The 12302-nt window shown below is 41.7% G+C and carries 14 protein-coding genes and 1 pseudogene; 12 read left to right on the forward strand and 3 right to left on the reverse strand.

Annotated features, from left to right (window positions below; all coding sequences use genetic code 11):
- Nucleotides 1-132 precede the first annotated feature (132 nt).
- Together V1502_RS09000 and V1502_RS09005 are read left to right on the forward strand one after the other, a co-directional pair.
- Nucleotides 133-2373, forward strand: coding sequence for an AAA domain-containing protein (locus V1502_RS09000; RefSeq protein ID WP_409254019.1), 2241 nt, complete (start codon nt 133-135; stop codon nt 2371-2373).
- 167 nt (nt 2374-2540) lie between these two features.
- Nucleotides 2541-2726, forward strand: a pseudogene (locus tag V1502_RS09005) (Rdx family protein); the annotation flags it as partial.
- Nucleotides 2727-2756: 30 nt separating this feature from the next.
- Here the strand turns inward: V1502_RS09005 and V1502_RS09010 are convergent.
- The gene (locus V1502_RS09010; protein WP_409254020.1) at nt 2757-3143 is read right to left on the reverse strand and encodes a hypothetical protein; all 387 of its coding nucleotides are present in this window, start codon (nt 3141-3143) and stop codon (nt 2757-2759) included.
- Between the two features lie 208 nt (nt 3144-3351).
- Between V1502_RS09010 and selA the strand changes: the two genes are divergently transcribed.
- Together selA and V1502_RS09020 are read left to right on the forward strand one after the other, a co-directional pair.
- On the forward strand, nt 3352-4761 hold the full coding sequence (gene selA / locus V1502_RS09015; RefSeq protein WP_409254021.1) for an L-seryl-tRNA(Sec) selenium transferase: 1410 nt from the start codon (nt 3352-3354) through the stop codon (nt 4759-4761).
- Between the two features lie 57 nt (nt 4762-4818).
- Nucleotides 4819-5265, forward strand: coding sequence for a hypothetical protein (locus V1502_RS09020; protein WP_409254022.1), 447 nt, complete (start codon nt 4819-4821; stop codon nt 5263-5265).
- A 170-nt stretch (nt 5266-5435) separates the two neighbouring features.
- On the opposite strand, the gene V1502_RS09025 is transcribed toward V1502_RS09020, so the two are convergent.
- Nucleotides 5436-5579: a small acid-soluble spore protein P gene (locus V1502_RS09025; RefSeq protein ID WP_409254023.1), complete on the reverse strand. Its 144-nt coding sequence runs from the start codon at nt 5577-5579 to the stop codon at nt 5436-5438.
- Between the two features lie 144 nt (nt 5580-5723).
- Between V1502_RS09025 and V1502_RS09030 the strand changes: the two genes are divergently transcribed.
- Nucleotides 5724-5987, forward strand: coding sequence for a hypothetical protein (locus V1502_RS09030; RefSeq protein ID WP_409254024.1), 264 nt, complete (start codon nt 5724-5726; stop codon nt 5985-5987).
- Between the two features lie 413 nt (nt 5988-6400).
- Here V1502_RS09030 and sspO read toward each other — a convergent pair whose 3' ends face one another.
- Nucleotides 6401-6550, reverse strand: coding sequence for a small acid-soluble spore protein O (sspO, locus tag V1502_RS09035; protein WP_044022356.1), 150 nt, complete (start codon nt 6548-6550; stop codon nt 6401-6403).
- 325 nt (nt 6551-6875) lie between these two features.
- On the opposite strand from sspO, the gene acnA reads away from it, so the two are divergent.
- The 7 genes from acnA to V1502_RS09070 all read left to right on the forward strand — a co-directional run bounded on the left by acnA (nt 6876) and on the right by V1502_RS09070 (nt 12275).
- A complete protein-coding gene (acnA, locus tag V1502_RS09040; RefSeq protein WP_409254025.1) occupies nt 6876-9587 on the forward strand; it encodes an aconitate hydratase AcnA in 2712 nt (903 codons plus the stop codon).
- Nucleotides 9588-9841: 254 nt separating this feature from the next.
- Complete coding sequence (locus tag V1502_RS09045; RefSeq protein ID WP_409254026.1) at nt 9842-10414, forward strand: TlpA family protein disulfide reductase; 573 nt, start codon at nt 9842-9844, stop codon at nt 10412-10414.
- Nucleotides 10415-10531: 117 nt separating this feature from the next.
- Nucleotides 10532-10675, forward strand: a complete 144-nt coding sequence (locus V1502_RS09050; RefSeq protein WP_409254027.1) for an FbpB family small basic protein — start codon at nt 10532-10534, stop codon at nt 10673-10675.
- 323 nt (nt 10676-10998) lie between these two features.
- Entirely contained in the window at nt 10999-11142 is a 144-nt protein-coding gene (locus tag V1502_RS09055) for an acid-soluble spore protein N (RefSeq protein WP_409254028.1), read from the forward strand.
- Between the two features lie 38 nt (nt 11143-11180).
- The gene (gene tlp / locus V1502_RS09060; protein ID WP_409254029.1) at nt 11181-11429 is read left to right on the forward strand and encodes a small acid-soluble spore protein Tlp; all 249 of its coding nucleotides are present in this window, start codon (nt 11181-11183) and stop codon (nt 11427-11429) included.
- Nucleotides 11430-11537: 108 nt separating this feature from the next.
- A complete protein-coding gene (locus V1502_RS09065) occupies nt 11538-11966 on the forward strand; it encodes an acyl-CoA thioesterase (protein WP_409254030.1) in 429 nt (142 codons plus the stop codon).
- 6 nt (nt 11967-11972) lie between these two features.
- Complete coding sequence (locus V1502_RS09070) at nt 11973-12275, forward strand: hypothetical protein (protein ID WP_409254031.1); 303 nt, start codon at nt 11973-11975, stop codon at nt 12273-12275.
- The last annotated feature ends 27 nt before the right edge of the window (nt 12276-12302 follow it).

A 12302-nucleotide genomic window follows, 5' to 3' on the forward strand; every position in this document is an offset into this window, starting at 1 on the left:
CATTATTTTGTATTACTTAGCTAGAATATACACAGAACATTTGAAGGTTAAACATGCACTTGTTTGGGTAAAAGAATGAGTTCAGCAAAAGACTAAGAAAGAGATAGATTAATCAGATATAGGAGCTTAATCATGGATGCAACGATAAGAATGATACAGCAATGGAAGACAGCGTTGATTGCTGAAATACAGAAATTAAAAGAGTTTGAAAGCAGAGGGATTACAGTTCTAAGGGGGCAGCATTTGGCGACGAGCGATAGAGGGGCTGTCTATTGGCTTGTTCTCGCTTATCCTGTGACTTTATTTCCAGGAGGAGCGATTATCCTTGAATATGCCAGAAAGAAGCTTGAAGGGATTGTGCTCTCCTCTGAAGGAAGTGATGTTTTCGTCGAACTGGATACTGATTTAGGGGATGAAATCGGAAAAGGAGTTTTACACAATGAACCGTGGGATCTTCTCAACAAATTGATCGACCGGCTTGAAGAAATTGAAGATGAACCGATAAAACGGAAAACCATCGAAAGGGTAATGAACCCCGGGGAAAGGACGTATCATCCAGAAGAGAAAGCAAAGAGCCTTGTCCATGAAGCTGTACTGCGGTCAAAGTATAATCCTGTCACCTATATCTGGGGTCCTCCCGGTACAGGGAAAACGTATACTCTGGCTCGGGCAGCGGCTTATCAGTATGTAAACGGCATGAATGTCTTACTCCTTTCCCATAGCAATGCGGCGATTGATGTGTTGACTTTGGAGATGAGCGAATTTTTGGAGAAGAATGGGAAATGGACAGGCGGGGAAGTCATCCGATACGGTTTTCCAGAGAGAGAAGAAGTGGCTTCCCATCCGGACCTCAGTGTGGTAAGACTTGCCGAATCAGCGGATGCCGCATCAGGTGAACGAAAGAGAAAATTTGAGAAGAAGAGAATGGTGCTCAAGAAAAAACTTTCGGCTAAATTCAATTCAAGGGATTCAGCACAGTTAACGAAGGTTGAGATTGGTTTAGTAAAGTTAAGGGAAAAACTTAGAAAAAACGAAGGTCAGTTTGTGAATGATGCAAAGGTTGTTGCGACCACCCTTTCCAAAGCAGCAACTGACCCGTTGATTTATCAGAGACAATTCGATCTCATTATCATTGATGAAGCAAGCATGGCATATGCTCCGCAAATTGCCTTTGCAGCTACCCTGGGGACAAAGGTAATCATCTGCGGGGATTTCAAACAGCTCCCGCCTATCGCGGTTTCACGTCATGGCTTCGTGGAAAAATGGCTGAAACAGGATATTTTTCGTTTATCGGGGATCACAAGCTCGGTTGAAAAAGGATTACACCATCCACAATTATTGCTCCTCCCTGTCCAAAGACGGATGCATCCTGATATTTCTGCTTTTACGAATGAATATTTTTACCATTCATTGGTTTCAGATCATCCTGATGTCCTTAACAACCGTTCTTCGATCGCTAATCTTTTACCTTTTGAGGGAGAGGCAGCTCATTTATTTTCTTTCTGTGACGATTTGCCATGGTGCCGGACAGACAGCGGCTCCCGTTGGAATTTGATGTCAAGTTTAATATCGGTCCAGATGATGCTGGCGGCCAATGAATCGGGGATGCCCTCCATTGGATATGTAACACCTTATCGAGCACAAGCAAAATGGATGAATAAGATATTGCCGATATTTATCAACCATCGTGACTTATCATCATCGGTGGACATTTTTGCCTCCACCGTTCATAAATTTCAGGGATCTGAAAAAGAGATGATTATATTCGATTTAACAGATGGCTCACCTCAGGATAAGGCCGGTACTCTTTTGACTAAAAAGGAAAGCGGAAGGCTGATCAATGTATCTGTGACGAGAGCAAAGGGAAAATTTATTTTATTGGGCGATCCTCAATTTTTCGCAAAACACGTCCAGGAACCCAAGCCTGTAAGAAAACTGATTCATTATCTCGAGAAAAGAAAGAACAGGCGAAATACAGAGCAATATTCGGTTTTGGACCTGACATGCACAAAGCGGCTCAGGTGGTTTCGAAGAGATGACTTGACTCGGCTGCATAAGGACATAGTCAATGCGAAGGAACAAGTCATTCTTTCAATTGAAAAGACGGAAGACGTTTCGGAAGAAATCTGGCGCACATTAAGAAGTGTGGAGAAAAACAAGTCAATAATAATATTATGTAAACAATGTAGGGATATTCCTCTTTTAAAGTTCAAAATAGACACCAGGGAGTTTTTGCACCCATTCATAGGGTTAGATCAGAAGGTAATATGGTTTGGTGATTTTCGATCACTAACGGAGAAAAGAAGTCTTCCATACGCTGCCCGTGTATTTTCCAGTAAATTTTATACCGCATACGATTCGTATTTGCAATAATATCATTCTTTTCCATCATGGCTGATAGATATTTGATGTACGGCGTTTGCACATTGTTATTCACTATATTAAAATGTCAGAAAAGAAATAGACTTCCAAAAGGAGGGATAGGCTGTATGAAGTATACTGTGTCAGTAGAGTTCTGCATGAAGTGAAACTATGCTCCCAAAGCCGCGAGGTTCGCGGAAGAGTTATTTAACCATTTCAGATCCGAGCTAGGAGAATTAAAATTGATACCCTCTTCAGGTGGTGCCTTTGAAGTGACCGTAAATGGGGACCAAATATATTCCAAGTTGGATACGGGCATCTTCCCTGATATTGACGAGTTGATACAACAGATGGAAAAAAATTAAGGATCAGCCTGTTTTCTGGCTGATCCTTTTTTACATGTGACCTTGAAACCGGATGACAGAAGGAACCGGTTTAGCATCAAGCGCTTTCAGGATATGGACCTCAAAATATCCTTTCTTAGGATATAGGCGTACTGGATTATATCTCAACGAGAAAGGGAAGTTCACAGATCTGGTCCTAATAGGGGACTTCTCCCTGGGTATTAATTCAATCGTAAGCGTCTGTCCTTTTTTGGTCAGGGTCACTTCCTGTACCGGTAAATCTTCAATCGTTGCTTCCACAATGTAAGCTTCAGTGGTGTCAAACAAATCAAGCCTGAATTGTGTTTCATCAAGCTGGCTGGTATAGGGGTCAAGCAGCCAGTCCTTCATCCACCGCTCCCACTCTTCTAACTTAAAATCCTCTCCTGAATTTGACATGATTTCCTCCATTTTTCCAATAAACTATTGTCGCAGCCCATTGCTGTTTCAAATTCTAATTACCAGTTACTTTTAGAAAAATTAATGAATCTGCAGCACTATTTGCGAGCTAAGTTTTCCTTTTCATCAGTTTATTCTTTTTGGGTTATGACGTGTGGGTGGTATAATGTGAAATATTATTTTCGTTTTTGATCAGGGGGCAATTAATATGAAGGAACTGCTAAGAAAAATACCTTCCATCCATGAAATCCAGCAGGAAGCGAATTTTGCCAAAATGCTTAAAGACAGGAGCTTGTCGGTTGAACAAGGAACAGAGCTCATTAAAGAAGCTGTGGCATCTCTAAGAAAGAATATCTTAAATGGAACATGGGAAGGTCCTTTACCGGGTAATGCAGACTTGAATAATTACTTAATAGAGCAAGCTCAGGTGGCTGCCAGGAAGAAATTTTCATATACCTTATCAAAGGTGATCAACGCGAGTGGCACCATTCTCCATACAAACCTGGGACGGGCAAGATTAAGTGAAATGGCAGCTAAGCATGTAATGGAAATTGCTGAGAATTATAACAACCTGGAATATGATATCGAAAAAGGAACTCGAGGGTCCCGGCATAAACACGCGGAAACGCTCATCAAGGAAGTAACCGGGGCAGAAGCAGCAATGGTGGTTAATAACAATGCGGCTGCGGTCTTTTTAATCTTATCAGCCCTTGGCAAAGGGAAAGAAGTAATCGTCTCCAGAGGGGAGTTAGTGGAAATCGGAGGATCCTTCCGGGTTTCATCGATTATGGAGGAAAGCGGCGCAATCCTGGTTGAAGTCGGTACGACAAACAAGACACGGACCTCGGATTACAGAGAAAGAATGAACGAGCAAACATCCATGCTGATGAAGGTTCATAGAAGCAATTTTGTCATTAAAGGCTTTACGGAAGAAGCAACCACTGCTGAACTAGTAGAGTTAGCCTCCTCACAGGAGCAGGTTATTTATTACGAAGATTTAGGAAGCGGTATGCTTTATGACCTGAAGGAACACGGTATAGGTTCCGAGCCATTGGTTAAGGATGTGATTGCAGAAGGTGCCGACATTGTATCTTTCAGTGGTGATAAGCTGCTTGGAGGTCCGCAAGCGGGCATCATTGCCGGAAAAAAAGCCATTATTGAGGTATTGAAAAAACACCAGCTTGCCCGAGTCCTTCGGGTAGATAAGATGACGCTGGCGGCATTGGAAGGGACGCTTTTAGATTATATTAGAGGCAATGTTAGCAGCATCCCAGCCTACAAGTCACTGTTGATGAAACCGGATGAACTAAAAAGTATAGCAGAGGATATGGCTCGTACCCTACATGAAAAAGCAAATAATCTCCTACCAGAAGTGAAGTCTGACAAAAGTCAGGTGGGCGGCGGCACGATGCCGGAAGTGGAGCTCGATACTTTTGTTCTTGCTTTGAAACATTCCCAAATGGAAGCCTCCCAATTGGAAAAAAGCCTGAGAAATGCCGATACCCCAATTATCGCTAGAGTACAACGTGACGAACTGCTTCTAGACTTCAGGACCGTCGCCAAAGAAGAAATACCTATGGTTAGGGAGGCATTATTACGCTTGGATGGATGCAGGTAAGCTTTCCCTTTCTCATGGGTTGTTTTAGAGGACGATAATTTTGGAAATGCCTGTTTATTGTCCTATAGAGTTGTTTTAGAGGACGATAATTTTGGAAATGCCGGTTTATCGTCCTATAGAGCGGTTTTAAAGGACGATAATTTTGAGAATGGCGGTTTATCGTCCTATAGAGTTGTTTTAGAGGACGATAATTTTGAGAATGGCGGTTTATCGTCCTATAGAGCGGTTTTAAAGGACGATAATATTGGAAATGCCGGTTTATCGTCCTATAGAGCGGTTTTAAGGGACGATGATTTTGAGAATGCCGATTTATCGTCCTATAGAGCGGTTTTAAGGGACGATGATTTTGAGAATGGCGGTTTATCGTCCTATAGAGCGGTTTTAAAGGACGATAATATTGGAAATGGCGGTTTATCGTCCTATAGAGCGGTTTTAAGGGACGATGATTTTGAGAATGCCGATTTATCGTCCTATAGAGCGGCTTTAAAGGACGATCATTTTTAAAATGCCAAGGTTATCATCCTTTACTGTATTTAACAAAAGACTAATCCCGCTGAGTAGTAAAGAATGTCCTTCAATCCGCTTTTTTAAAGCAACCTGCTCTTATTACGAAACCTTGTAACAACGTTCCACAAAAAACACAGTCTCCACAAGAGAGACTGTGTTTCGCTTTCTTACATATCGTGATGCTGGTTATGCTTTTGGCGGGTATGGTTATGATTTTTTACTTTTTTGGATCCACTTAACGGTTCGGGCTGTCCGCTTGGCTGCCCTTTAGTAAAATTTCTGTGCATATCTTTGCTATCATTTTTGTTCATTTGGCATCCCTCCTAAGTGTAGAATACGGAGTTTGAGCTGCTCTTATTCATTCCTTGGATGGTTAGCTTTTAAGAAGTTCCGTATAAATTCTTTAGAAGAAGGGAAACATAACTTTGGATTATTTTTCTAAAGGAGATGACATCATGCCATATCATAAAGATAAACAGCAGGCTTTCCAGGCTGCCCAGCAAGGTCATGAAGAAGTAAAGGATGCAGTGAATGAACTGGTGTTGGAAGGAGCAGATTACGGACATCAGCTCGCTCATTTAAAAAATGAAGTGAATGAGGCCTACCAGCAAATTGAAAATGCGCTTGAAGTAGCTTCTGAACATCAGCGTGAGCAACTCGAAAAGATGAAATCTGATTTATCCTCAGTAGTCCAACAGGTGAATCAGGATCAAAGTTGAAAAAAGGGATTGGCCGGTTGATAGGGCCAATCCCTTTTCATATAGTTCTTATCTGGAACATTGCACAAAGACACTAGTCGAAAAACAGAGCAGCTGCCAGATGAACTGGATTAGATTCCGGGCAAGGTCCCTCAGTGTTTATAAATAGCGGTTATCGTATAGATTGCTGCTCTTGGAAAAAATATAAAGAGTCGGATTTTTTCCTTGGGTACTAGGGCCTTTCTCTCTGAAAGGGTGAATAGCTCTTTTCTTTCTTGCTGATCAAGATGATCTCTGAAAAATTTCGGCCATATCTCTTGAACTTACTATTGAATAGCAACAAAGTTTAAGAAAAGAGCCTTATAAAAAAATGCAAGGCCTTTCAATTGAGTAATTCATGCAATATTTGTTACTATATAGTTGAAATTGTTTGATTATTGATTTTTCTTGCGCTTTTTGTTGTTTTGTCTTTGTGCTGCAGTCAGCGGTTCATTAGAAAACTCTTCATTATATCCAGCTCCAGTACCTTGAGCTTTGGCGGCATTCATGCCTTCGCGGATATGATTAGCTTTTCTTTTGGCCATGTGAATCACCTCCCTTTGTAACTTATCGTTTCCTCGGGAAGGCTTTCCTATTAGCTGAAACCTTTCATTTTATTTTTTCAGGATAATAACTTGCATCCAAAGATATCAGATTATTTTAACAAAAGCCAGGGTTAATCGGCTTTTTGTTCCGTCACAGAATGAAAAGTTGAAAACTCATAAGGAAAACTTATCAAGCACAATAACTTTCTTGATATTTACTTATGTAATCGCTTGTATTAAGATGTTAATGTGAACCAAGTTGGAAAAACAATCAAACTTTTCAGCACACGTAAAATCGTTACAATCTCTAAGAGGGGGAATCGAGATGGCGAAAAACGACGTATTTAACTCCCGTTCTTCATTCGAAGCTGCAGGGAAACGCTATCATTATTATCGTTTAAAAGCATTAGAAGAGGCGGGCGTAGCCAAAGTTTCACGCTTACCTTACTCTGTAAAGGTATTGCTTGAATCTGTACTGCGCCAATTTGACGGCCGCGTAATTAACAAAGAACATGTAGAAAACCTTGCAAACTGGGGTTCTGCAGATGTGAAGGATGCTGAAGTTCCATTCAAGCCTTCACGTGTAATCCTTCAAGACTTTACAGGAGTACCTGCCGTAGTGGACTTGGCTTCCCTGCGTAAAGCAATGGCTGATATCGGTGGAGATCCTGATAAAATCAATCCTGAGATCCCGGTTGATCTTGTAATCGACCACTCTGTACAGGTTGATAAATATGGTACTGCTGACTCTCTTGCAGTCAACATGGACCTTGAATTCGAACGTAATGCTGAGCGTTATCAGTTCTTGAGCTGGGCTCAGAAAGCATTTAAAAACTATCGTGCTGTGCCACCTGCGACTGGTATCGTTCACCAGGTTAACCTTGAATATCTGGCAAACGTTGTTCATGCTGTCGAAAATGAAGACGGTGAATTTGAAACATACCCGGATACTCTTGTTGGTACTGACTCCCATACAACGATGATTAACGGTATCGGTGTACTTGGATGGGGTGTAGGCGGTATTGAAGCTGAAGCAGGCATGCTTGGACAGCCTTCATACTTCCCAATCCCTGAAGTAATCGGTGTGAAGATGACAGGAGCACTTCCAAACGGCGCTACGGCAACAGACTTGGCTCTTAAAGTGACTCAAGTACTTCGCCAAAAAGGTGTTGTAGGGAAATTCGTCGAGTATTTCGGTGAAGGTGTTGCGACACTTCCGCTTGCAGACCGTGCGACAATTGCCAACATGGCACCTGAGTATGGAGCGACTTGCGGATTCTTCCCGGTTGATGCAGAGTCTCTTGACTACATGCGTTTAACTGGCCGTTCCGAGGAGCACATCAATGTGGTTGAACAGTATCTGAAAGAGAACGATATGTTCTTCACTCCGGATAGAGAAGACCCAGTCTACACAGATGTAGTAGAAATCAATCTTTCTGAAATCGAACCAAACCTTTCCGGTCCTAAGCGTCCGCAGGATTTGATCCCGCTTTCAGACATGAAACCTTCTTTCCATAAAGCCATCACTAATCCTGAAGGAGTTCAAGGATTTGGCCTTACTGAAAAAGAAATAGAAAAGACGGCTCCTTATACAAACCAAAACGGTGAAGAAGTTAAAATTCCAACAGGCGGTATTGGTATTGCTGCGATTACTTCCTGTACGAACACTTCCAACCCATACGTAATGCTAGGTGCTGGTCTTGTAGCTCAAAAAGCTGCTGAGAAAGGCATGGTTGTACCTGATTATGTTAAGACTTCCCTTGCACCTGGTTCAAAGGTTGTTACAGGATATCTTGAAGATTCCGGCTTACTTGAGCCGCTTGAAAAGCTTGGGTTCAACCTTGTAGGTTATGGTTGTACAACATGTATCGGTAACTCGGGTCCACTTCGTCCTGAAATCGAGAAAGCTGTTGCGGATGCAGACTTGCTTCTGACGTCCGTCCTTTCCGGTAACCGTAACTTTGAAGGACGTATCCACCCGCTTGTAAAAGCAAACTATCTTGCTTCACCGCCGTTGGTTGTAGCATATGCGCTTGCTGGTACAGTGGATATCGACCTTAAGAACGATCCGCTTGGAAAAGATAAAGACGGAAATGACGTATTCTTCGCTGATATCTGGCCAACACAAGATGAAGTGAAGGATGTTGTAAAGAGAACCGTCACACCAGAATTATTCAGAAAAGAATACGAAAATGTATTCAATGACAATAAACGCTGGAACGAAATCCAAACTAGCAACGAACCATTGTACAGCTTTGATGAGAAATCAACGTACATCCAAAATCCTCCATTCTTCGAAGGTCTTGCTGAGAATCCAGAAGACATCAAGCCGCTTGAAGGATTAAGAGTAGTTGGTAAGTTCGGTGATTCCGTCACAACTGACCATATTTCTCCTGCAGGTGCGATCGGTAAAGATACACCAGCTGGTAAATACTTGCGTAACAATGGCGTAGAGCCACGTGATTTCAACTCCTACGGTTCCCGCCGTGGTAACCATGAAGTGATGATGCGCGGAACGTTTGCGAACATCCGTATCCGTAACCGCATTGCTCCAGGAACAGAAGGCGGATTCACGACTTACTGGCCTGAAGATGAAGTAATGGCAATGTACGATGCTTGCATGAAATACAAAGAACAAGGTGTCGGCCTAGCTGTCCTTGCCGGCAAAGACTACGGAATGGGATCTTCCCGTGACTGGGCTGCCAAAGGCACAAACCTTCTTGGCATAAAAACAGTCATCGCAGAAAGCTATGAGCGTATCCACCGTTCCAACCTTGTTATGATGGGCGTACTGCCTCTTCAATTCAAAAAGGACGAAAATGCTGATACACTTGGCTTGAAAGGTACTGAGTCTATTTCTGTAGAACTTGCTGAAGGCGTAAAACCTCGTGATATCGTTAAAGTTACTGCAACTGACGAAGATGGAAACAAAACTCAATTCGAAGCGCTTGTACGTTTTGATTCTGAAGTTGAAGTTGACTACTACCGTCATGGCGGTATCCTCCAAATGGTACTTCGCGACAAACTTAAAGCATAATAGTGAAATATTTAAACACCCGTTCCTCTTATGGAACGGGTGTTTTGCGGTGTTCTAAGAGTCACCGAACTAGATTAGATTGTGTGGCAGGTTGTGTAGGCTAATAGTAAAACACCATTTGAACGCTGTATCTGTTTGATTCTCTAAAAGGAGTACATAACATGTATAAATTTATGGTCAACTAAAATAAAAATTAATATATCCAGACAAGCCCTCATAAAATGGACTATCTACGTTTATGGAGGGCTGTGTCAGTGAAAAAGCTGATAGGAATTTTATTATTAATTTCATTTGTGTTAGTCATTTATATGGAAAATACCTCACTAAATGTGTTGTATTATTTTGATGGCCAGAGAGAAACCACCATCTCTCGTGCTGTTGAGTCACCTTCAACTACAGAAGGTGAGCTTCCGGACCGTTTGCCAGGCCCTAAGATTGGCACGCTGGCACCCGATTTTACATTACCGACCTTGTCAGGTGATAGCGTATCCTTAGATGATTTCAAAGGAAAGAAAGTCTTGATCAACTTCTGGGCGGCATGGTGCACTCCCTGTACCCAAGAATTGCCTGCATTAGAAGCATTTAATAAGGCAAACGACGAGATAGAAGTAATCTCAATCAATATAGACCCTGAAGATCATGCAGAAGAATTCGCTCGGGAGACAGGCATCACATTCCCTGTACTGTTAGATAAAGATGACAAAGTGAATGACGACTACCAAGTGATATCCATTCCGACCACGATGCTGATTGATGAAAAGGGGTATATGATCAATAAACATATTGGCGCACTTGATGAAGAAGGATTTCACGTGTTTGTACAATAAAGATTTCCACCTTTATGAGAAAACCCTCTCTTTTTAAAAATTTTAGAAAATTTAATTATAATTGATAAAGAGTTTGCCCATAATAAAAATAAACTATGACAGAAGAGAGGGTAAAACATGAGAAAACCAAGAAAAAAATCGTTTGCGGACTTGGTGAACGAAAATAAAAAAGCGTTAATGATGGATGCAGAGGCAATCGACGCCATTGAAGAAAGAATTGAGTCAAGATTGGAAATAAAACGGATGGATAAGGCGGAGTAAAGATCTTAGAGTCCGTTATTAGCTGAACATTTGCCTAGAAACTCAAAGGGAGTCTAAAGGTCAAAATTTAAAATCCAGAGAGAAAGTGTCTCTAGAGAGGTTCTGGAGGCAAAAAAGAAGACAAATCAAGAGTAAAAGTGCCTCTAGAAAAGTTCTAGAGACCAAAAGCAAAAACCAGATACAAAAAGTCCCTAAACACTGGTATTAGAACATTCCTCCAGATAATAAGTAATTTAGGCCATTGCAGGCAGGAATATCTAATTAAACAATACTCATATCTTCCCTCCCTTTGGAAATTCTAATGATTAAGGGAGGGATTTTTTATGAGCAATCCAAAAGGAAGCAGAAAACATTTTATGCCGAACCACATTGGGACCCAACCGCGTGAAGCAGGTGGAAATAAAGGGAGACAAATGCAGGATAAGTCAGGAGAACATGCTCAAGTAATCCAGACAAAAGGTGAATAACATCGTGATATTACCTTTATTTGAAGGAGGAACTTATAATGGCAGAGTATAAAAACCGCCCTAATCCGGATGACCGCAGTGATAATGTAGAAAAGCTGCAAAGCATGGTCTTTCATACCATTCAAAATATGGAGAGAGCAGAAGAATCAATGGCATTCACAGACAGCGATGAGCAGAAGCAGGCTATTGAAGCCAAGAACGATCGTCGCAGAGAGAGCATTGACGCCTTCAGAAGCGAGTTGAAAGATGAGGCCGCCTACCAAAGGAATGGCCACGATCACCAATAACGGATTAGTACGGCTGCCGGCATCGTCCCGGCAGCTTCTTTCTATGGGGGCTCGTTCTTATATGATAAACTTGAGGAGAGAAACTATAAGGTAAAGGTGATTAAAGATATGTACATATCAGAGAAAATTATTGAAGTCCGTTATGCCGAAACTGATCAGATGGGGGTTGTCTACCATGCCAATTACTTGGTCTGGATGGAACTCGGGAGGACCAAGCTTATTGAAGATCTGGGTTTTCGGTATGCAGATATGGAAAAGGACGGCATTATTTCTCCTGTGATCGATATAGAAATCAGTTATAAAAGTCCAGTGAGATATGGCGAAAAAGCACTCATCAAAACTTGGGTTGAGTCCTATGACGGTTTGCGAGTGACCTATGGATATGAAATCCTCACTGAAAAAGGGGAATTGTCTGTAACGGCACTCTCGAAGCATGTTTGTGTAAAAAAGGATACGTTTCGCCCAATTTCAGTAAAGAGACAATTTCCTGAATGGCATCAAGCATATGAAAAAGCTAAAAATAAAAAGGTACTGTGATGAAAAATGGCGTTTGGGATTAATAAAGAAGAGTTGAGGAGATGGAAAAGCGAGATTGATCAGGGAGAGATCTCATTCCTCACTCACTATTGGCTGGATGAACGTTTCCCGGGCTGCAAAACAGTAACAAAGGCAGGTGCCAGGGATATAGAGGCACTTGCAAGGTGGGGTGAGAAGTATGGTTTGAAAAGAGAATGGATCGATGACAGGAAAAAGGACTACCCTCACTTTGATCTCCTAGGTGATAAACAAAAAAGGGTGCTGGAAAGCGAAGGATTATACAGTCATTTAAACCGTTTTCAGCTGTAATGATATTTGTCGGAAATTGACGATTGA

The organism is Rossellomorea sedimentorum (assembly GCF_046237645.1).
In the GTDB taxonomy this organism is placed as follows: domain Bacteria; phylum Bacillota; class Bacilli; order Bacillales; family Bacillaceae_B; genus Rossellomorea; species Rossellomorea sedimentorum.

Bases quoted from the DNA above. Each gene is read 5' to 3' on its own strand.
- V1502_RS09000 (WP_409254019.1), top strand. From the start codon at position 133: ATGGATGCAACGATAAGAATGATACAGCAATGGAAGACAGCGTTGATT.
- V1502_RS09010 (WP_409254020.1), bottom strand. From the start codon at position 3,143: ATGTCAAATTCAGGAGAGGATTTTAAGTTAGAAGAGTGGGAGCGGTGG.
- selA (WP_409254021.1), top strand. From the start codon at position 3,352: ATGAAGGAACTGCTAAGAAAAATACCTTCCATCCATGAAATCCAGCAG.
- V1502_RS09025 (WP_409254023.1), bottom strand. From the start codon at position 5,579: ATGAACAAAAATGATAGCAAAGATATGCACAGAAATTTTACTAAAGGG.
- V1502_RS09030 (WP_409254024.1), top strand. From the start codon at position 5,724: ATGCCATATCATAAAGATAAACAGCAGGCTTTCCAGGCTGCCCAGCAA.
- sspO (WP_044022356.1), bottom strand. From the start codon at position 6,550: ATGGCCAAAAGAAAAGCTAATCATATCCGCGAAGGCATGAATGCCGCC.
- acnA (WP_409254025.1), top strand. From the start codon at position 6,876: ATGGCGAAAAACGACGTATTTAACTCCCGTTCTTCATTCGAAGCTGCA.
- V1502_RS09050 (WP_409254027.1), top strand. From the start codon at position 10,532: ATGAGAAAACCAAGAAAAAAATCGTTTGCGGACTTGGTGAACGAAAAT.
- V1502_RS09055 (WP_409254028.1), top strand. From the start codon at position 10,999: ATGAGCAATCCAAAAGGAAGCAGAAAACATTTTATGCCGAACCACATT.
- tlp (WP_409254029.1), top strand. From the start codon at position 11,181: ATGGCAGAGTATAAAAACCGCCCTAATCCGGATGACCGCAGTGATAAT.
- V1502_RS09065 (WP_409254030.1), top strand. From the start codon at position 11,538: ATGTACATATCAGAGAAAATTATTGAAGTCCGTTATGCCGAAACTGAT.
- V1502_RS09070 (WP_409254031.1), top strand. From the start codon at position 11,973: ATGGCGTTTGGGATTAATAAAGAAGAGTTGAGGAGATGGAAAAGCGAG.